This window comes from Mucilaginibacter sp. 3215, assembly GCF_050433785.1.
In the GTDB taxonomy this organism is placed as follows: domain Bacteria; phylum Bacteroidota; class Bacteroidia; order Sphingobacteriales; family Sphingobacteriaceae; genus Mucilaginibacter.
Map to the genome: position 1 here is coordinate 36,338 of NZ_JBNPWO010000028.1, position 20,935 is coordinate 57,272.

The window sequence follows — 20,935 nt, forward strand, 5'->3', positions numbered from 1 at the left end:
ACCTTTACCCTTTTAGGCAGGGCAAAGGTATAAAACTTCTTTATTGATTTAAGGGTGCTTCTACTAATTTGTCTTTACCGTAAATAAAATCCTTCCTTAAATAGTCGGCAGGCACAATATCACCATCAAGATAAATAGCTTCTTTAGGGCAGGCCTCTTCGCATAAACCGCAAAAAATGCAGCGTAGCATGTTGATTTCATAAACAGCAGCGTATTTCTCTTCCCGGTACAGGTGCTCCTCGCCGTTCTGACGTTCGGCAGCTGTCATGGTAATAGCTTCTGCCGGGCATGATAATGCGCAAAGGCCGCAGGCTGTGCAACGTTCCCTGCCATCTTCATCACGTTTAAGCGAATGCATGCCGCGGAAATTCTCTGAAAATTCACGCTTTTCTTCAGGATAGCTGATGGTTACCGGCTTTTTGAAAAAGTGTTTCATTGTAGTGGATAAACCGCCCACAATGGCCGGCAGGTAAGCACGCTCTAAAAAATTGAGTGGCTTAACTTCCAGTACTTTTCGTTTATTGCTTAATGATTCCATTTGATTAATATCCAAAGTGTGTAAGTAATGTACTGCCTACGCCTGTAAGCACAATGTTGGCAATAGCCAATGGTATTAATATTTTCCAGCCAAGGTCCATCAACTGATCATAACGGAAACGCGGGATTGTCCACCGTACCCACATGAAGAAGAAGATAGAGAAGAAGATCTTACCAAATAATACAACAACACCAATAATAGGCGCTATAGTAGGGCCGGCATGAGCGGCAACCCAATCCATACCTGGATAGTTATAACCACCCCAATATAAAGTAGCCATTACCGCCGATGATATGAACATGTTGATATACTCAGCAAACAGGTAAAAACCTAATTTCATTGATGAGTATTCGGTATGATAACCACCTACAAGCTCGGTTTCGCACTCAGGTAAATCGAATGGTGAGCGGTTGGTTTCGGCAAAAGCACAAACCAGGAAAAGGATAAAACCAAGTGGTTGTCTCCAAACGTTCCAGGCAAAACCATGTTGTTGTTCGGCAATTTCTTTAAGGCTTAATGTACCGGTAAGCATCAGCAACGCTATGATGGATAAACCCATTGAAATTTCATAGCTGATATTTTGAGATGCAGCGCGGATGGCACCTAATAACGAATATTTATTGTTTGATGCCCAGCCACCAATCATGATGCCATAAACACCTAATGATACTACGCCAAAAATGTAAAGTACACCTACGTTGATATCGGTAACCTGTAAATCAAAAGTACGACCGCCAATTTGAATAGCTGATCCCCATGGAATAACAGCCGAACCAATACAAGCAGTTAAAATAGCCAGCGAAGGGCCAACAATGAACAGAAAACCAGTTGCATTGGTAGGGATGATCTCTTCTTTCAAAAACATCTTACCGCCATCGGCAAGGGGCTGTAAAATACCCCATGGACCTGCACGGTTAGGGCCTATCCTATCCTGGAAAAATGCGGCAACTTTACGCTCGGCGTACGTTGAATACATAGCCACGACCAGGCTGATTGCAAAAATCACAACGATCAGTACGATCCTGAATATTAAATCTGCGGTTTCCATTATAAGCGGGTCTCCCTTTCAAATTGTTCTTTATTGGCTTCCATCAGTACCGGGTTAGTTTTAACAACCGGCAGTGGCGTAAACTCGTAATGGTTAGCGCTGATCACTGATTGGTGCGATACCTTACGTGGGCCTTCAATAACCCAATCGGCAGTTTTCTTTTTATCGAATCGGCAGGTATTGCAGATAAATTCCTCAACTTCCCCATAAACATCTTTACGGCCAGTTACCCTGATCACATCCTCGCCTTTGTACCATAAGGTAACTTTACCACAGCATTTATCGCAATCGCGGTGTGCTTCAACAGGTTTGGTGAACCAAACTCGGTTTTTAAAGCGGAAAGTTTTATCAGTTAATGCACCTACAGGGCAAACGTCAATCATGTTACCCGAAAAATCGTTATCAACCGCTTTGCTGATGTAAGTAGAGATTTCTGAATGATCGCCTCTATTCAGGATGCCATGTAAACGGGTGTTGGTGATTTGATCGGCAGTAAACACACAACGGTAGCAAAGGATGCAACGGGTCATGTGCAGCTGAATTTTGTCACCTATGTCTATCTTTTCAAACGTACGGCGGTCAAATTCATAGCGCGTTTTAGCTGCGCCATGCTCAAAGCCCAGATCCTGCAAGTGGCATTCGCCGGCCTGGTCGCAAACAGGGCAATCAAGCGGGTGATTGATCAGCAGCATTTCTACCACGCCTTTACGGGCTTCAATAACTTCTGGCGAAGTAATGTTTTGTACCTCCATCCCATCCATAACACCGGTGCGGCATGAAGCCACCAGTTTAGGCATAGGGCGCGGATCTTTTTCTGATCCTTTGGTAACCTTAACCAAACAGGTACGGCATTTACCGCCGCTACCCTGCAGCTTAGAGTAATAGCACATTGCAGGCGGAACAATATCACCTCCTATTTGCCTTGCAGCGTTCAGGATGCTTGTTCCGGGTTCTACATCAACGGTTATTCCGTCTATTGTTACTTTCATTGACATTTAATAATAACGTCGTTTGTTAATTTCTAAAATCTCTGTTTTCAAACCTGAACCTGAAAACTGCCGTCATTGCGAGGTACGAAGCAATCCCCCGATTTGCAGGTACGCCCTGTATAGTTAGGGATTGCTTCGTACCTCGCAATGACGTTCTTTATCTATTACGCAGTCTCAACAACCTTCAACGGATCAGCGTAATGTGCCAAACCGTAGTTTCTTGAAGTTGCTTCGCTCGCGTTAGTTACGTGCCATTCAAACTCATCCCTGAAATGGCGGATAGCACTGGCCACAGGCCATGCTGCCGCGTCACCCAGCGGACAAATGGTATTTCCTTCTATTTTCTTAGATACATCTACCAGCAGGTCCATGTCGCTCATTTTGCCATGACCATACTCGAGGCGATGTAATACTTTTTCCATCCAGCCGGTACCTTCACGGCAAGGCGAACATTGTCCGCAGCTTTCGTGATGATAAAAACGGGCGAAATTCCAGGTATTACGTACAATACAGGCATCTTCATCATAAGCGATAAAGCCACCCGAACCCAACATGGTACCGCTTACGAAACCACCATCTGATAATGACTCATAGCTCATCAAACGAGCTTCGTTATTGATAGTTTTCAGGATCAGGTTAGCCGGTAAAATTGGCACTGATGAGCCACCGGCAACAACAGCTTTCAGGCGTTTGCCATTGGCGATACCACCGCAATACTCATCCGAATAAATAAATTCTTCAACAGGTACACCGAGTTCAATTTCATAAACCCCCGGTTTTTTCAGGTTACCACCAGCTGAGATCAGTTTTGTACCTGTACTGCGGCCGATACCTATTTTAGCATATTCGTCGCCCCCCTCGTTAATGATAGGTACAACCGCTGCTATAGATTCAACATTGTTTACCACTGTAGGGCAACCATATAAACCGGCAATAGCCGGGAATGGTGGTTTGATGCGCGGGTTACCACGTTTGCCTTCCAATGATTCCAGTAAAGCAGTTTCTTCACCGCAGATATAAGCACCACCACCTGGTTGAACATAAAGTTCAAGATCGTAACCGGTACCTAAGATATTTTTTCCTAAGAAACCTTTCGCTTTTGCTTCAGCGATGGCTCTTTCCAGGATCCTTACCTGTGGCATCATTTCGCCGCGCAGGTAGATGTATGATGTATTAGCACCAAGCGCAAAACTCGATACAATCATGCCCTCAATCAGTAAGTGAGGGATATAAGTCATCAGGTAGCGGTCTTTAAAAGTACCGGGCTCCGATTCGTCACCATTACAAACCAGGTAACGCGCAACGCCTTCGGGCTTAGCCAAAAAGCTCCATTTCATACCGGTAGGGAAACCCGCACCGCCACGACCGCGTAAGCCCGATTTTTTAACCTCTTCAACAATCGCCTCAGGCGACATGGTTTTCAATGCTTTCTCCACAGAAGCATAGCCACCTTTTGAACGGTAAACATCAAATGTATTGATGCCGGGTACGTTTATATGTTCTAAAAGTAATTTCCGTCCCATAACTTAATTCTTAGCTTTCGCTTTTAAATCACTGATCAATTTATCTACCGACTCGTTGGTCAGGTTTTCATAAAAAGTATATTCAGGGCCAATTTGCAATACGGGGCCAAAACCACAGGCGGCAAGGCACTCTACCCCTCTCCAGCTGAATAAGCCGTCGGGAGTAACTTCACCTTCTTTTACACCAAGGGTTTCCTCTATATGATTCATGATCTTTTCGGCACCTACCAGGCAGCAGCCGCTTGTGCGGCAAACTTCCAGTACGTACTTGCCCTGCGGGCGTAAAAAGTACATGGTATAAAATGTAGCAACCTCGTATACCTCAATAGGCAGGATGCTTAAATATTCGGCAACCTTATCCATTGCTGGCGCACTTACCCAGCCAAACTCAGCCTGTACCAGGTGAAGGATCGGCAATAAGCCCGATTTTTGTTTTCCCTGCGGATAACGGCTAACTATTTCATCAAATTTGCTGATCAGTGCCGGCGAAAATTCAACCGGTTCCTGAGCTTCGTCAACTCTAAGCATCTAACTCTCCGGCTATAACGTTTAAACTACTCATGTTAATAATAGCATCTGATAATAACATACCGCGGCTCATTGGCGCATACATCTGGTAATTGATGAAGCTTGGCCTGCGGAAATGTAAACGGTACGGTGAGCGGCCACCATCATTAACCAGGTAAAAGCCCAACTCGCCGTTAGCACCCTCAACCGAATGATAAACTTCAGTAGTTGGTGTTGGAATTTCGCCCATCACAATTTTAAAGTGATAGATCAAAGCTTCCATGTTATTATATACTTCCTCTTTTGGAGGCAGGTAAAATTCAGGTACATCAGCGTGGAAAATATCGTTTGGCTCTTTATCAAGTTTGGCTAAGGCCTGTTCAATGATCCTTAAACTCTGCCACATCTCTTCGTTACGAACCAAAAAGCGGCTGTATACGTCGCCATTATCACCAACGGGTACTTCAAATTCGAAGTCCTCATATGATGAATATGGGTTCATAGCCCTTACGTCGTAATCAACACCGGCAGCACGTAAAAGCGGCCCGGTCCAGCTGTAGCTCAAAGCAGTTTCAGCGCTAACAGCAGCTACGTCTCTGGTACGGTCAACAAAGATCCTGTTACGGTTAAACAGGCTTTCAAACTCTTTAAGGGTTTTAGGAAAGTTCTTTAAAAATGCACGCAGCTTATCAAAGGCACGGCTGTTGAAGTTACGCTCAAAACCACCGATACGGCCAATGTTGGTTGTAAGGCGCGATCCGCAAACTTCTTCATATATTTCATAAATAGCCTCGCGGTGCTCCATCATATACAGGAAGCCCGTAAAAGCACCGGTATCTACCCCAAGTACACCGTTACAAATGATATGATCGGCTATACGGGCGAGCTCCATCACAATTACACGCAGATAATCAACGCGCTTTGGAGTTTGGATATTCAGGAGTTTTTCAACCGTCATGTGCCAACCCATATTATTTATAGGCGATGAACAGTAGTTTAAACGGTCGGTAAGCGGGGTGATCTGGTAAAAAGGCCTGTGTTCGGCAATTTTTTCAAATGCGCGGTGGATATAACCAATGGTTGATACACCGCTAACGATACGCTCGCCATCAAGCTGGAGCACATTTTGAAACACCCCATGGGTAGCAGGGTGAGTTGGCCCCAGGTTAAGGGTTGATAGCTCGCTTTGCGGATCGTTATCTGTATATACAGGATGATTTTGCATCAGTATTGTTAATTAGAGTCAAGAATCAGGAAGACAAGAATCAAGATGACTTGTTCTGGCTTCTTAATTCTGTATTTCCTGGTTCTTAATTCTCAATTTCTTGAGTCTATATTATGTTATCTTCCGAAATAGAAATCCTTCTTGTCAACACGGTTGGGGTCTTCCAACGGAAACTCCTTACGCATTGGGAAAGCAGTCATATCATCTACGTTCAAAATCCTGCGCAAATCCGGGTGACCGTCAAATAGTACCCCAAAAAGGTCATAAGTTTCGCGCTCCATCCAGTTTGCACCATCCCAAAGCACAGTAGCAGTTGGGATATGCACATCAGCATCTGCCAAAAACACCTTGATCCTGATACGGGTATTGGTAGTGAGGCTATGCAGGTGATAAATTACGCCTATCGGCTTTTCCTGTTCAGGGTAATGGATACCTGTAATATCTGTCAGAAAAATGAACTTAAGAGCCGGATCCGTTTTCAGGAATGTAAGCAGATCGATGATTGTTTCGCGGCCGGTTTCAACAGTAAGCAGTTCATACGGTTCACCAATAACCGTTACTGAAGTATCAAATTTATCGGCTATAGCTTTAATAAGCTCTTCGTTAGGTATTTTAGCCATTATTGAATTCCGTATTTAGCTAATAACTCCTGGTACTTAGGCTCGCTCCTGCGCCGCAGGGATTCCGTTTTTACCAGCTCCTGAATATTCATAAAACCATCTATAATAGCCTCTGGCCTCGGCGGGCAACCAGGTACGTAAACGTCAACCGGGATAACTTCGTCAATACCTTGCAAAACGGAGTAAGTATCAAATATACCACCGCTTGAAGCGCAGGCACCCACAGCCATTACCCAACGGGGCTCGGCCATTTGCAGGTATACCTGGCGCAGTACAGGAGCCATTTTCTTGGCTATGGTACCCATAACCATTAACAAATCGGCCTGTCGTGGTGAAAAACTCAAACGCTCGGCACCAAAACGTGAAAGATCATAGTGAGATGCCATGGTGGCCATAAACTCAATGCCGCAGCATGAAGTAGCAAATGGTAAAGGCCATAATGAATTTGAGCGTGCTATGCCTATTACTTTATCAAGCGAGGTAGCAAAAAACCCGGCGCCTTCAACTCCGGCAGGGGCATCAACTAATTGAATATCACTCATTGAACTAAATTGATAGAAAAACCATCACCACTAAATGTGGATAATAGCAGCAAATTTACAATAATAACGATGTAAAAAGTACACTACGGGTATAGAGGGGGTATATTTAGAATCAATCTAAACTTAATCCCAGTCTAAAGCTCCCTTTTTTATTACGTAGATAAAACCCAGCAGAAGTGTCGCCATGAAAATAAACATTTCAATAAGACCGGTAGTACCTAATGCCTTGAAATTTACCGCCCAGGGGTACATAAAAATAACCTCCACATCAAACAGCACAAACAAAATGGCTACCAGGAAATATTTAATGGAGATTGGTGTACGGGCATTACCCACCACCTCAATACCCGACTCAAAAGGGGTAAGCTTATCTTTTGTTTTTCTTTTGGGCCCTATTTTGTGTGTTACAAACATTGTTGTTACCACAAACCCTAAAGCAACCACCATTTGAAATATGATGGGTAAATAATTAACCGGTAAACTTTGTGCTTCCATGCTGCAAATATACTAATGCCTTAATAATAAAAAAGTGTGATTTATAAGGTTGTTAATCATTTCTGCAATTCGTTATTAATATTGATTACAAATCGCCGTCATTAATCAATTTCTCAAACCGGAATAAAAAAAGGGCCTCTTTTTAGGAGACCCTTCATATCTGTTAATTTATAATGTTATTTGCCTTTTCCAGCACCACCTTTGTGTTGAAAGTAAGCTGCGGCACTTTTGTTAGCAGGATCCAGTTCGCGCGCTTTAGCAAAGTTTTCGGATGCTTTAGCGTCGTCTTTCTCTTTATACTGGTAAATCGTGCCAAGATAAGCATAGGCTTCCGCTAAACTTTTCTTGGTTTTTTCGTCAGGGGCACCCTTTGCATTAACTACTTCGATATACTTTTCGTAGTATGGCTTCGCGTATCCTGAAATGTTATTACGGTCTTTTTCTTTTAGGTCGTTAACACGTGCACGATATAAAAATGCATCCGGAAACGGACTGGTAGCTGTTTTGGCAATTACATAGCTAAATGCACTGTCGGCGCGTGTAAGCAGTGAATCGTTAGGAGCTTTTGTATCGTAACCATAATAATAGCTGATACCTTCGTAAAAATAGTCGGTTAATTTAACGCTGTGACCACCTTTAAGAGTAACTTCCCTGTAAGCATCACCAGCTTGAGCATATTTCTTTTGGCGGAAATATGATTTAGCTATCTCAGCATACACATCAGTTTGGGTGCTATCAAGTGTTAAAGCTTTCTTAAGAGTAAGTATACCTACCGAGTCCTGATTAAGGGCAACCTGTAAACGGCCTTGATACAAGTAGTCGCGTGGGATGATACGTTTCGGATCAGCTTTCTGGAACCAGGTGTTGATTGCAGTTAAACCATTTTGATAATCTTTGTTTTCGTAAGCCGCATAAGCCAGGTAACGATAAACCCTTGCATTGGTACTTGCTGATTTTGACAAATCAGTAGCTACCTGTTGTAAAGTTTTATAATCACCTGCAAGAATCAGGAAGTCGGCATAACGCATTTGAGATTCTACTGACTGATCAGTTAAGCTCAGGTATTGTTTGTAATGATCAACTGCCTCTTTAATTTTAGCCGAAGCCATTTTGGGGTCGGTTAATGACCAGCGCAGGTCGGTTTCAGCCCACTCGCGGTAAGCAGGGCCATAGTTGGCATTAATAGCCAATGCGTCTTTAAATTGCTGCTCAGAGCCATCAAAGTTATTAGCAAATTTATACAATACACCGGTTGCTACTTTAGCAGCAGGGTTTTTAGGATCAAGTGTAGAAGCGTCAGAATAGTTTGAGTACGCTTCGTTACTTTTTAACACAGAGCGGTAAGCATCACCTAAAGCGATAAGCAAATCAACATCTTTCGCATTAATAGCTTTTCCTTTAGTCAGTACTGCAATAGCAGCATCTGCATCCGCGGGCGCAACTTTTTTATCGGTAGTAGTAGGCAGCAAATATGATAAACCTACATACGTGTAAGGTTTTGCGTCCTTACCTGCCAAAGCTACAGCCTGATTAAAGTTAGTTGTTGCACCGGAATTATCCTTATCCAAACGGGCAACAGCACCTAAACCGGCATAATTTAATGCTGATTTTGGATTTGCAGCAATACCTTTATTGAAAACGACTTTCGCCGAGTCAGAATAGTCCTGTTTAATGTACACCCAGCCCAGATAAAAAAAGTTTTCATCTTTAGTTGGCTGAGTTGTAGTAAGCGTTTTGAGCATCGACTCTGCTTTCTGATATTGTTCGGCGTCAATAGCTTTTTTGGCGTCGGCAAGACTTTGCGCAAAAACTGATGATGAACCTAAAAATACCAGTCCTAATGAAGCCTTAGCTATTTTACTGATCATTTTCATCTTTATTTAGTTATAGTTTACTTTTTTAAAATTATCTCTCTCGGGGGAATTGAATCAGGTAGTAAACCCGATTTCAATATTATCCGTTGCCCCACATCACTGGCCAGGAACGTAACAAATCCCGCTGCTAAACCATTCTTACTTGAGCAATTGATCAAATATAAACTCCTGCTCAAGGGATACTGTTTTAAGACAAGCGATTCTTGCGAAGGTTTAAAATATTCGTTAGGATACTGTTTGTTTCCTTCATCTCTAACTCCCACAACTTTCACTTTTTCAACGTAATCCGCATACTCTTTTTCTGGGTTATTAATCCAGCTAAAACCTATAATGCCTAATGCATCAGGATGTTCGCTTACATACTTAATAACCTCGATATTTGATTTAAGCGCATATATATTCTTCTGCTTAAACTCCTTAGTACCAGAGAAATCCTTCAAATACCTTACCAAACTTGAGTTCGGGTTATCAAAAACTATAGTTTTATTTCCGTTCCCCTGGCCTTTAAGCTCCTTTTTTAATTGAGCGACAGTAATAGCGGTATCATTCGATGCCTTATTAACTATCAATGTAATTGCATCAACTGCAAACGGTACAACCTCTACACTCAACGTACGGCGCGTTATTATATTACGCTCCGTGGTATCAAGCGTACGCGATAATACCGCAAGCCTAACACTGTCGTTTAACAACATATTTACAGCCTGGTTTTCTGTTTTATAAATAAATACCGGGTCGGCGTTGGGGTACCGGCTTCTGTAAACATATTCTTCCTGTGCTACTATAGGCGAAAAAGATTCATCGGCTACGAAAGTTGCTCTTCCGGCGTTGAAGCTGTCGGTTGGTACGGATTTTACTTGTTTTTGCTTACAGGCCTGTAAACCGGCTATTAAAACAATTAAAACCAATACATATACAACCCCTAATTTAATCTTCATACTGATCCTTCTTAAACAATCTCGAAAACCTCAAAATCGCGTATCCTATAATAAACGCACCGAAAAGTAAACGTTGATAATGTTGCAGTTGCAGCGGGAGCGCATCCCAAAACATGATCATGAGACCTAAAACCACAAAGCAAATAAATGCAGCGGTTCCTAAAATAAGCAAAAACCGCCTTTTGGGCGATTTTTGCTCTTTATTGTAATTAAATGGCATTACTTATTCTTCAGATGCTAAAGTAAAGCTGATTGGAACACTGTATTGTACACGAACCGGACGACCGTTTTGTATACCAGGTTTCCATTTTGGTGAATTTTTCAATACACGAACTGCTTCTTCGTCGCAACCGCTGCCGATGCCTCTTACAACCTTAATATCGGTTAAAGAACCATCTTTTTCCACAACGAATGTACAAATTACACGTCCTTGTGTATTGTTTTCGCGGGCTACGGCCGGATACCTGATGTTTTTGCTCAAATACTGACCAAATTTCTCCAAACCGCCGGCAAATTCAGGAACTTGCTCAACAGAAGTAAAGATCTGGTTAGGATCGGCTTCCACAACCTGCTTAACGTCTGAGTTACCTACCGGCTCATCAATTCTAATGTCTGCGTTAGGATCACCTTTTTGGTCTTTTTGACCCGGATCGGCAACAGCAAGCTCTTTTACTGTTGGCGGATCCTTCTCCTTAACCTCGTTATCTGGTTTTACAACCGGAGGAGGGAAACGTACCTGGTCTACCTTTGGTTTTGGCGGTTCAGGTGGCGGCGGAGGTGGTTTTTTGGTTTGGTCAACCGGTGGCGGAGGCAACAGAACCACGTCTGTTATCTTCACCTTTTCGTCTTTCGCTGGGATAAGACCTTTGATCTTGTTGATGATAGTTGGCAAAGAAACTATAAATACAAAAACCACAATAGCAATGATCAACGACTTGCTGGTGTTTTTTGAATTCTCTTTCCTTAACTCGTAAGCGCCATAGGCTTTATTACGATTACTAAAAACAACGTCGATCCATTCCTGCTTTAGTATGTCTAATTTTGATCCTAACATCTGTTAAGGCTTTAATGGAAGTTTATAACGTTATTTAATACTATTTATTATCGTTGTACAAGCCGTCTTTTTTAAGCAACTCAATCTCCGGTGCTGAAATATCAACAATACCATAGCTCTGGATATTGGCGATATTGATCTCATCAAGCGTGCTAACCATATTTTTATATTTTGATTTATCGCTTGGTTTAATCACAACAAACATGTATTTGCCTGTTTTTTGCTGTACTTCTTTGCTTTTTTCAATTAACGTTTTACGTAACCCAGTAGGGCCAAAATTGTCAATTGTGGGCGCTGATTTTCCCGGCTCGCCGATGTACCACTCCAATTTATCGTCGCTTCCCAATAAAATGGTCATTGAACGTGAAGCGGCAATATCCATCTGATCTTTTGTTTTCTCATCCTTATCAGGCATGGCCAAGTCCATCGCTTTTGGTTTAGCGAGTGTAGTGGTCATGATGAAGAAGGTGATCAACAAGAAAGCCAGGTCAACCATCGCGGTTAAATCTACACGGGTTGATTGCTTCTTACTGCGAACCTTACCGCCTTTATGTTTGCCTCCCCCGGAGGTATCTAATTCTGCCATGGTCTTTTATTTTTTTGGAGCACCACCGGCGCTGCCCAAATCCGTAATTAAACTAAACTTGTTAACTTTTTGCTTTTGCAAAATACCGATAACATCCTTTATAACCGGATATTCTTCTTTGCTATCACCTTTAATAGCCAAACGAAGCTCCTTGTTATGTAAGGCTTTGGTAGCTATACGGGCCTGGCGAATCCAGTTGGTAAGCTCGGCCGAAACCGAGTCTCTCGGGATACCCGGCTGTGCATATTTCTTTTGCTGATCAGCAGATAAAGCGATAAACTGTTTCAACTGGTTCATTGGCACGCCAAATGAATTGATAGATGAAAAACGGGTTTGCTCTTCAGGGGTAAAGGTCATATGATATATTGAACCCATCTGGTTCAAAGTTTCCTTACGGATATCAACACCTTCAACACCAAAGAAAGCTTTTTGATCACCTACAGATACTGTAGCAAAATCAGACTCAGGCACTGGCTGCTGGATTGAAGACTTCGGTATATCAATAGGTACCGGATCTTCGGTTTTTACTTTTGCGGTCATGATGAAGAAAGTAAGCAGCAGAAACGCCACGTCGCACATAGCGGTCATGTCAATTGCGGTGCTCTTTCTTGGAACTTTTATCCTTGCCATGTTAAATTTCTTAAAAATATATAGTGTTTCAGTATTAACTATCTTGCCCCTAACTTATTGTGCATGAGGCATAGCACTAATATATTCTTATTTGTTTTTGTGAGATGAAGCAAATGTTTGTACAATGCTAAATCCTGTTTCGTCAATAGCGTAAGTCAACTTATCAATTTTTGACGTAAATACGTTGTACATAACAATTGAAATAGCTGAAGTACTGATACCAAATGCAGTGTTGATCAAGGCTTCAGAAATGTGAGCTGATAATTCAACCTGGTTAGGTACACCGGCAGTTGCTAATGAAGAGAACGCTTTGATCATACCCACAACCGTACCTAACAGACCGGTTAACGTACCGATAGATACCAAAGTAGCGATGATAGTTAAGTTTTGCTCAAGCATTGGCATTTCTAAAGCAGTAGCTTCTTCGATATCTTTTTGGATAGCTAAAGTTTTTTGATCAACGTCAAGGTTTGGTTCAGCTTCCATTTCGCCGTATTTTTTCAGTGCTGATTTGATAACGTTAGCAACAGAACCTTTTTGTTTGTCGCACTCTGCAGAAGCACCTGCAATGTTACCGGCATTTAAAAGAGATTGGATTTTCCTTACGAAGCTATCAACACTACCAGTACCTGAAGCTTTGCTGATAACAATGAAACGCTCGATAGAGAAAACGATAACCATTAATAAGAAACCCATGATCACCGGTACGATAACACCACCACTGTGAACTGTGCCGAAAATGTCTGTTGGGTAAGCGTTAACATCACCACCTTTAAAGTGGCTTGGATCACCTAAAATGAATATAAAGATACAAGTTGTAACAATAAGACAGATTGGAATGGTTAAAGAAGCAAACATGCCAGATGCACTTGAGCTTTCTTTCTTAACAGGAGTAGTTGGTTTTGTTGGTGCGTTTGCCATTACTTTTGAATTTTTAGTTTTTGTTTTTGTTTATTTTATAAGTTAGTTAAAATGCGCTGTTTGTTGGGAATAACAAAAATAGAATTTTATTGAATTAAAAAAACCATTTATGTTATTCTTTACAATTTTTTAATACAGAATATCATTCTGTGTATTGTTGGTGAATATAAACGCAACATTACAATTTTATTGTGTGTTACCAACACAATTATATGCAATGAAAACCATTTTTTTTAAAAATAGCAAGTGATAACACATAAAATTTGTGTTACCAAGCTAAAAATGGCCCGTTTTTTTAAGTTTATAAAAGGTTTCTGTACCTTTTAACTATGATGCAAGCTTTGTAACAGATAGTTGTGCACTTTGTTTAAAAATCCTTCTTTCAAATAAGTTTGTTAAACTACCGGTTTATAATTGTTTATTTTTTCCAGATCACCCGCCGGCTTTTTTAGCTTTATACCCGTCGGTTTGTAATAATACCATTATTTTATCCCTGAAATCGCCCTGGATCAGTATTTCGCCATCTTTAACCGAACCTCCAACCCCGCATTTTGATTTTAGCTTTTTTCCCAAAGCTTCCAGATCAGCATCGGCACCAATAAACCCGGCAATGCGGGTAACCAGTTTGCTGCCTCCTTTACGGTCAAGATATATTTTAAGATTTTGCTGCTGTGGCGGCAATGTTTCGGCCCCTCCCCCACTGGTTTCCTGGTATTGAAAATCGGGGTCGGTTGAGTAAACTACGCCTGTAAAATTTTTCTTAGCCATATTGATCAATTTTTAAATGACGGGCCAACTATAACTTTTAATGATTTTGGCAATATAGTAATATCTATGCCCGTACCCGCCACCCGGGGTTCGCCATCCAGGTGAATAGGGCCGGTATGCTCCCTTTTTATCAGGATTTGCTTACCACGGATAATTTCTACGTATTTTGAGCTTTCGGTCGCTTTAATCAGCATGCGCATGCTCATCTCCGGAAACCTCCACAAGGGAAAAGGCTTTATCACACAAACATCCAGCAAACCATCCTGCAGGCTTGCTTTGGGCGATATATGTACATTATTGCCGTATTGCGAAGAATTGGCTATACTGAGCATAAATGCCTTATAATCATATCTCTTTCCGTCGATATCAAGATGATAGTTTTGCGGCTGGTAGCCAACTACCTCCTTTATCGACGATTTTATATAACTGATAAAACCGCGCTTTTTACCATGCGAAAAGATCTCGCTGATGTGAGCGTCAAATCCCATGCCTGCCATATTAAAAAACGGTTGCCCGTTAATCCTGGCCGAATCAATAATTTCGGTACGGCCCGAGGCGAGGTTCTTAATAGCATCCCTTGTATCCATTGGGATTCCTAAAAACCTCGAAAGCCCGTTACCTGAGCCAAATGGAACTATACCAAGCGATGTATCTGTATCCACAATGGCCGATGCTACTTCATTAACTGTACCATCACCCCCAACTGCAACCACTATATCAAATTTGCCAATGGCTTCGGATGCGATAACCCTTGCATGTGCCACGCCGTCACTAAAAGCGATAACCGGCTCCATTACACCGGCATCAATAGTATCTTTAATCAGTTCAGGCACCCCGTCCTTCTTCTTCCCCCCCGAAATTGGGTTTATTATAAATAACGCTTTCCGTTTCAACTATATATATTATTTCAATCTTCAAAAGTAAATGTATTTTCGGCTTTGTGAAATTTGTTTTATTTTTACCGCCCGAATGTGGACTGATTTAATGCTCCTTTTTACACCGGAGCCGGATTGCAACCACGTAAAAAAGTGCTAAAACCATGCTTCTTTTTACCGCTCGATCCGTCTTAAGCCCCTCCCAGTCGATTTTAATTTTACTTATTTAAAATTTTATGTCATATTTATTTACTTCAGAGTCCGTATCAGAAGGTCACCCGGATAAAGTGGCCGATCAGATCTCGGACGCGCTGATTGATCATTTTTTAGCATTTGATGCCGAATCGAAAGTTGCCTGCGAAACGCTGGTAACCACAGGCCAGGTTTTTTTAGCCGGCGAAGTAAAATCAAAAGCCTATCTGGACGTACAGAAGATTGCCCGCGAGGTGATCAACAAGATCGGGTACACCAAAGGCGAATATATGTTTGACGGCAGTTCATGCGGTGTGCTATCGGCCATCCACGAACAATCGCCCGATATTAATCAGGGGGTTGACCGCACCGCCAAAGAAGAACAAGGTGCCGGCGACCAGGGCATGATGTTCGGTTATGCAACCGTTGAAACCGACAACTATATGCCGCTTGCCCTTGATATAGCCCACGCTTTATTAATTGAGCTTGCAGCTATCCGCCGCGAAAACAATGAGATCAAATATCTTCGCCCGGATGCAAAATCGCAGGTTACGCTTGAGTACAGTGACGACAACAAACCGCAACGTATTGATGCCATCGTTATATCAACCCAGCACGATGATTTTGACGACGAACCGGCCATGCTTGCCAAAATCAGCGCCGATATTATCAGTATCCTGATTCCGCGTGTTAAAGCTAAATACCCTAAATACGCCCACTTCTTTAATGACGATATTAAATACCATATCAACCCAACCGGTAAATTTGTTATCGGCGGTCCGCATGGCGATACCGGCTTAACCGGCCGCAAAATTATTGTGGATACCTACGGTGGTAAAGGTGCACATGGTGGCGGCGCTTTCTCTGGTAAAGATCCTTCAAAGGTCGACCGCTCGGCTGCTTACGCTACCCGCCACATCGCTAAAAACCTGGTTGCCGCCGGTTTGTGCGATGAAGTGCTTGTGCAGGTATCATACGCTATCGGCGTTGCACAGCCAATGGGTATTTACGTAAATACTTACGGCACCGCTAAGGTCGACCTGCACGACGGTGACATTGCCAAAAAAGTAGAAGGCATTTTCAATATGACCCCATACGCCATTGAAACCCGCTTTAAACTGCGTAACCCTATTTACAGCGAAACCGCGGCTTACGGCCATTTCGGCAGGCCTAACGAAATAGTTACCAAAACTTTTGTTGGCCACGACGGCAGCAAATTGGAGCGCCAGGTTGAGCTGTTCACCTGGGAAAAGCTTGATCATGTTGATAAGGTTAAAGCAGCCTTCGGGTTGTAATTAACTACACCTATATAATACGCGGCAATAGCGACGGGCTTACCTGTCGCTATTGTTGTTTAAGCCCCCTCTATATCTCCCCGGTTGGGGTGAATTGAAGCCCTCTCCCCCCGAGAAGGATTTAGGGTGAGCTCTTTCCTAATTAAATTATAAATACATACATTTATAACCCAAAATCCCCGAGCCTGATTTAAATGCCTGCTAACACCCGAAACGCCATAACCGCCATCATAAACTTTGCCGCATCAGTCATGATAACCGCATGGTTCATTGAACAAAAGTTTGGGTACGTGGTTACGCCCGAAGCCATATTGTTATCCAACCTTGTTGCTTGCGGTAAATGGGTTGTGATGGTTATAGCGGCTATCATATTGCTCGAAACCAACAAATGGGTCTTCATCAGGCGTATGAGCTTTGCCAGCCTGGCTGGCAGCTGCGCCATGTTTTCTGTGTATGTGTTCAGGTATATACCGGTGAGCAGCTGGGAGCAGTTTACCTATGCTACAGTATTAGCAGTGCTGATGATGATCATATTCTTTTTTAAGGCCGTTGTAAACACCCGGCTATCACTTAAATGGTTTGCCGGATGGATGATTATCCTGATCATCAGTATACTGCTGCAAATTAAAGTAGTATTCCATTTGCACCCCGGAATTGTAACAAATGAGGTGTCCCATTTTTTTGATTCCCGAAAAAAAAATGAAATTTCCTGATCTCTTCTTTTTTTAAAAAACCGGGTGTTCCATTTTTTGAAAGCCGAAACGCGAAACAGTCATTTTCTGAAACACCTTAAAAATCAACAGTTTAACATTTTTGGTGAAACATGTCTAAATAGTTGATTATCAACAATTAAAGCTTTTTACCGGTAAATTTAACCGCTCATTAAAGCAGCAGTTCAACCGCGTTTTTCATCTTCTATTTTTTTCATTTTTTTGCTGTTTTTTGGGCATTTTTATTTGAACCCTCCATTTTACCGGCAGGTACTGACAAAACAGCGCCACCAATATTGCAAAGACCTACAGCTAAATTTGGCCTTCACCCAACCCTCTCCTTTGGAGAGGGCTTATGAAAATTTCCCGGGGGCAATTAAGTCAGGAGTACTAAGCCGGAAGCCATAAGTCGGGGTCCTTCCCGTTATGCAGTAAATGTTGGAAGATTTTTAATTCCCTCCCGGGGGAGGGAATCGCGCAATCCCTCTTTTTTTATTTCTTCCGAACACTTCTCCGCTACCCGGGCCTTATGGTTTGGCCTAAAAGATCAAGCATTAATTTATCAACGACATAACACTATGATTCAAAAAAATGGACGACCACTGGTTGTGGAAATGATCCGCGCCGATGTGCGCGAGGCGGCGCGAAGAGACGCTAAAAGAAGGATCCGCCCGAGGGTTTATGACCCTGACGCTATCCCTCCCGATGCTTTTATTATTCACCAGGCCAGTACATGGATGGAGATGGAACGCGAACGCCAAACGCCCCGGATGCTGTTCGGCGAGTTTTGGCTCGAGGGCGAACTGTGCATCCTGTTTGCCGATACCAATATGGGCAAAAGTTTACTGGCCGTACAACTGGGCGACAGCATTACCCGCGGCAAAGCCATCACACCTTTTAAAATGGATGCCGAACCCAGCCCGGTTCTCTACATTGATTTTGAACTCACCGGCAAACAATTTGAACAACGCTATACCGACGGCAGCATCACCCACACCTTCCACGAAAATTTTTACCGGGGCGAGTTTGATCAGATGACCGGCCTGCCGCAAGATTTTAAAACTTTTGATGAATTTATTACCCACGCGCTTAGCCGCGCTATTAAACGTACCGATGCCAGGGTGCTGATTATTGATAATATTACCTGCCTCCGCAACGGCACCGAACGCAGCAGCCAGGCGCTCTCGCTCATGAAACAGCTCAAACTGCTTAAAACCCGGCATGGCCTCAGCATCCTGGTGCTGGCTCACACCCCTAAGCGCAACCCTTCACTGCCTATTACCCGTAACGACCTGCAGGGCAGCAAAATGCTCATCAACTTTGCCGACAGCGCTTTCGCCATGGCCGAAAGCCAAACCCTGCCCGGTTACCGCTATTTTAAACAGGTAAAACAACGCAGCACCGCCGAAATGTACGGCAGCCATAACGTATGCCTCGGTCGGCTGGAGAGGCAAAACGGCTTTTTACAATTTGTATTTTCCCATACCGATAATGAGGTTAAACACCTGCGCCGCTACAGCCAAATCGAGCGCCAACGCCGGGCCGCAGATGTGCTCGCGCTTCATAAACAGGATTTGAGCCAAAGGCAAATTGCCGGCAGGCTGGAAATGAGCTTATCGGCGGTGAACAGGGTGTTGGGGGGGGGTGGGGGGATAAAGTGGTTTGGGATATTGCAGCAAAGGTATTCTCGTTAATCGATATCATTAACAAATACTTACTATAAAACTACAATATTTTAGCAAAATCCATGGTAGCGCATAGGTAATACCATTTTAATGCCTTTCCTTAATAGGCTCCATGTGCATAAATAAAAATATTAAATATTCTTTAATTTATTATTTAGTTATTATCTTACCTAAAGACAATCTACTAAAATAATGAATCAACCTAAACCGGCTTTTAAAAAGCTACTACTTCTATGTGCGCCTATCACGCTCATCGCCGTAATTATCGGCAGTTGTAAAAAAGATAGCCATGTGACTACGCCGCCTGCTGCAAATCCTGCCGCTGTCAACGAAGCAAAAAGTTGGTACGAAAAATCTTATCCTGCCAACACCAAACTCTCTGTGCAGGCAGCATCTGTCGGCCAAGATTGGAGCCAAGGTGTAAAGCCTGATTGGAACAATGGTGCAACATATACACGCTTCGATGACGAGGTGCTCGAAATGCCGATAGACGCAGTGACCTCGGGAAGCTTGCCCTTGGCATAAAAGAACAAACCACCGGGACGGAATACAAAGCAGCGAACAGTAAAAGCTCATTTCTCTTGATAAAATCGCTTGGCGTCTATCAAGCCTACATTATGACTATTATCGGCGACCCGTCATATCTCAAAGGTGACCTCACGAAGCTTGATAACAACAAATACAACAAGCGGGACAGCGACTTTACCGGGATCGTATACTACAGTACCCCGAAAGGAGCATTTGTTAACGCGTGGACATACCAAAGTGGGAAGGTAATGGCGAAAATCTCACCAAACGCGGCATCTACGGGGTCTGCTGAAACAAACAACAGTATTCAAATAGACGCGATAAAGACCAACCTAATAGGAATAACGGTGTGCTATGCGTGGACGCAAACCACCACGTATGAAGGACATACCTACCCGCCAGTGACGCTCGATAGCTATTGTGTCACCACGTACGCGGGCGGCATGGGTGGTGGCCCGGATAACAACGGCGGCTCAGGTAGCACCGGCGGTGACGGGGGAGGCGGAGGAACAGGTAGTACTCCTGGTACTCCACCTGCGCCCAAAGACGATCCATGCGCGCCAAAAGGCGGAGCTGTTGAGAGCATCGGCAAAACGGTCAGCGTAAATGGACTACAAACAAACACATATCAACCGCCTGCCACACCAGTTGATCCAGGCGGGGGCTTTCCGCCACCAGATGGAAACGTGCCGTGTGCAACCGTTGTAACATCAACTCAGGTTACCATTCCCAATGCAGACATACGAGATAGTATTAGTACGAACTACCAATGCGCCCGGGCATTGGTGGCGCAGTTGACCACTCTCAATACCAATATTGCAAGGATACTGTATCAAGCCTTCGGCACGACAAGCAGTAAAAGCATCACGTTTGTTGATGGCCCTGCTGCTGATTTTACCGGCAATAATGCAACTGAAGATGGACATACGATCGGCTACAAGGTATATCTCAACCCCTTTGTTCTTGCCAATTCATCGAACGAATACCGGCTCGTAACGCTTTATCATGAGGCCATTCACGCTTATTTGAACTTGGAACACAAGACGCTTGGTGATGCTGGTTTCAGAGCCAAGTATCCGATGGTAAAAGTTGTTGCTCACTCCAATTTCACAAGCGTAGTCGGCGCTGACCCATACGATTATTGGATCGACCCCGGAGCCGGATACGAAACCAAGGTCGTAACAGGCGGTCACATAACTATGGCTGAATATTTCATTGGACAGCTTAAAGATGCGATATTAGCATATAATCCTTCTTTTCCTGCTGATAAGGCGCTGGCTCTTGCAAAAGGAGGAATCGTGGATGATAGCAGCATTAAATATGCCAACGACTCGGAACGAGATGTCAGAAAAGGCAACTCAGTTGGAACAAAATGTCCTTAATATAATTGAT

22 protein-coding genes are annotated in these 20,935 nt (G+C 43.2%); 5 read left to right on the top strand and 17 right to left on the bottom strand.

Translation table 11 applies throughout. The annotated features are described in order from the left end of the window. Nucleotides 1-40: 40 nt before the first annotated feature. The 17 genes from ABIC84_RS26400 to ABIC84_RS26480 form a co-directional block, all read right to left on the bottom strand. Complete coding sequence (locus tag ABIC84_RS26400; RefSeq protein ID WP_429265512.1) at nt 41-538, bottom strand: NuoI/complex I 23 kDa subunit family protein; 498 nt, start codon at nt 536-538, stop codon at nt 41-43. Between the two features lie 4 nt (nt 539-542). Further along, nucleotides 543-1,586, bottom strand: coding sequence for an NADH-quinone oxidoreductase subunit NuoH (gene nuoH, locus ABIC84_RS26405; protein WP_426581493.1), 1,044 nt, complete (start codon nt 1,584-1,586; stop codon nt 543-545). Next, the gene (locus ABIC84_RS26410; RefSeq protein ID WP_426581495.1) at nt 1,586-2,575 is read right to left on the bottom strand and encodes a 2Fe-2S iron-sulfur cluster-binding protein; all 990 of its coding nucleotides are present in this window, start codon (nt 2,573-2,575) and stop codon (nt 1,586-1,588) included. Before ABIC84_RS26410 ends, nuoH begins: the two co-directional genes overlap by 1 nt. A gap of 164 nt (nt 2,576-2,739) precedes the next feature. Further along, nucleotides 2,740-4,098: an NADH-quinone oxidoreductase subunit NuoF gene (gene nuoF / locus ABIC84_RS26415; protein WP_112575916.1), complete on the bottom strand. Its 1,359-nt coding sequence runs from the start codon at nt 4,096-4,098 to the stop codon at nt 2,740-2,742. Nucleotides 4,099-4,101: 3 nt separating this feature from the next. Next, nucleotides 4,102-4,626 (bottom strand): NADH-quinone oxidoreductase subunit NuoE, encoded by a 525-nt coding sequence (nuoE, locus tag ABIC84_RS26420; protein WP_429265513.1) that lies wholly within the window; start codon nt 4,624-4,626, stop codon nt 4,102-4,104. Next, nucleotides 4,619-5,830: an NADH-quinone oxidoreductase subunit D gene (locus ABIC84_RS26425; protein ID WP_426581498.1), complete on the bottom strand. Its 1,212-nt coding sequence runs from the start codon at nt 5,828-5,830 to the stop codon at nt 4,619-4,621. The genes nuoE and ABIC84_RS26425 overlap by 8 nt, the downstream gene beginning before the upstream one ends. Before the next feature lie 116 nt (nt 5,831-5,946). After that, nucleotides 5,947-6,450, bottom strand: coding sequence for an NADH-quinone oxidoreductase subunit C (locus tag ABIC84_RS26430; protein ID WP_413321436.1), 504 nt, complete (start codon nt 6,448-6,450; stop codon nt 5,947-5,949). Continuing rightward, nucleotides 6,450-6,992 (bottom strand): NADH-quinone oxidoreductase subunit B, encoded by a 543-nt coding sequence (locus ABIC84_RS26435; RefSeq protein ID WP_090533918.1) that lies wholly within the window; start codon nt 6,990-6,992, stop codon nt 6,450-6,452. The genes ABIC84_RS26430 and ABIC84_RS26435 overlap by 1 nt, the downstream gene beginning before the upstream one ends. Nucleotides 6,993-7,115: 123 nt before the next feature. Then, the gene (locus ABIC84_RS26440; protein ID WP_090533920.1) at nt 7,116-7,487 is read right to left on the bottom strand and encodes an NADH-quinone oxidoreductase subunit A; all 372 of its coding nucleotides are present in this window, start codon (nt 7,485-7,487) and stop codon (nt 7,116-7,118) included. A gap of 176 nt (nt 7,488-7,663) precedes the next feature. Continuing rightward, entirely contained in the window at nt 7,664-9,355 is a 1,692-nt protein-coding gene (locus tag ABIC84_RS26445; RefSeq protein ID WP_426581501.1) for a tetratricopeptide repeat protein, read from the bottom strand. 23 nt (nt 9,356-9,378) lie between these two features. Then, nucleotides 9,379-10,299 carry a PstS family phosphate ABC transporter substrate-binding protein gene (locus ABIC84_RS26450; RefSeq protein ID WP_429265514.1) on the bottom strand — a complete coding sequence of 307 codons (921 nt, stop codon included), beginning with the start codon at nt 10,297-10,299 and terminating at the stop codon, nt 9,379-9,381. A 223-nt stretch (nt 10,300-10,522) separates the two neighbouring features. Beyond that, nucleotides 10,523-11,353 (bottom strand): energy transducer TonB, encoded by an 831-nt coding sequence (locus ABIC84_RS26455; protein WP_091175774.1) that lies wholly within the window; start codon nt 11,351-11,353, stop codon nt 10,523-10,525. A gap of 40 nt (nt 11,354-11,393) precedes the next feature. Continuing rightward, the gene (locus ABIC84_RS26460; RefSeq protein WP_188834569.1) at nt 11,394-11,939 is read right to left on the bottom strand and encodes an ExbD/TolR family protein; all 546 of its coding nucleotides are present in this window, start codon (nt 11,937-11,939) and stop codon (nt 11,394-11,396) included. A gap of 6 nt (nt 11,940-11,945) precedes the next feature. After that, entirely contained in the window at nt 11,946-12,569 is a 624-nt protein-coding gene (locus ABIC84_RS26465; protein WP_090533928.1) for an ExbD/TolR family protein, read from the bottom strand. An 87-nt stretch (nt 12,570-12,656) separates the two neighbouring features. After that, entirely contained in the window at nt 12,657-13,490 is an 834-nt protein-coding gene (locus ABIC84_RS26470; RefSeq protein WP_090533930.1) for a MotA/TolQ/ExbB proton channel family protein, read from the bottom strand. Nucleotides 13,491-13,922: 432 nt separating this feature from the next. Further along, on the bottom strand, nt 13,923-14,258 hold the full coding sequence (locus ABIC84_RS26475; protein ID WP_188834570.1) for a translation initiation factor: 336 nt from the start codon (nt 14,256-14,258) through the stop codon (nt 13,923-13,925). A 5-nt stretch (nt 14,259-14,263) separates the two neighbouring features. After that, on the bottom strand, nt 14,264-15,151 hold the full coding sequence (locus tag ABIC84_RS26480; protein ID WP_429265515.1) for a diacylglycerol/lipid kinase family protein: 888 nt from the start codon (nt 15,149-15,151) through the stop codon (nt 14,264-14,266). A 218-nt stretch (nt 15,152-15,369) separates the two neighbouring features. Here ABIC84_RS26480 and metK point away from each other — a divergent pair, with 218 nt between their 5' ends. The 5 genes from metK to ABIC84_RS26505 all read left to right on the top strand — a co-directional run bounded on the left by metK (nt 15,370) and on the right by ABIC84_RS26505 (nt 20,925). Then, on the top strand, nt 15,370-16,620 hold the full coding sequence (gene metK / locus ABIC84_RS26485; RefSeq protein WP_426581512.1) for a methionine adenosyltransferase: 1,251 nt from the start codon (nt 15,370-15,372) through the stop codon (nt 16,618-16,620). A gap of 194 nt (nt 16,621-16,814) precedes the next feature. Continuing rightward, a complete protein-coding gene (locus tag ABIC84_RS26490) occupies nt 16,815-17,333 on the top strand; it encodes a hypothetical protein (protein WP_426581514.1) in 519 nt (172 codons plus the stop codon). Nucleotides 17,334-17,908: 575 nt separating this feature from the next. After that, a complete protein-coding gene (locus ABIC84_RS26495; protein ID WP_429265516.1) occupies nt 17,909-19,024 on the top strand; it encodes an AAA family ATPase in 1,116 nt (371 codons plus the stop codon). 183 nt (nt 19,025-19,207) lie between these two features. After that, entirely contained in the window at nt 19,208-19,540 is a 333-nt protein-coding gene (locus ABIC84_RS26500) for a hypothetical protein (protein WP_426581518.1), read from the top strand. 92 nt (nt 19,541-19,632) lie between these two features. Next, complete coding sequence (locus tag ABIC84_RS26505; protein ID WP_426581520.1) at nt 19,633-20,925, top strand: hypothetical protein; 1,293 nt, start codon at nt 19,633-19,635, stop codon at nt 20,923-20,925. The last annotated feature ends 10 nt before the right edge of the window (nt 20,926-20,935 follow it).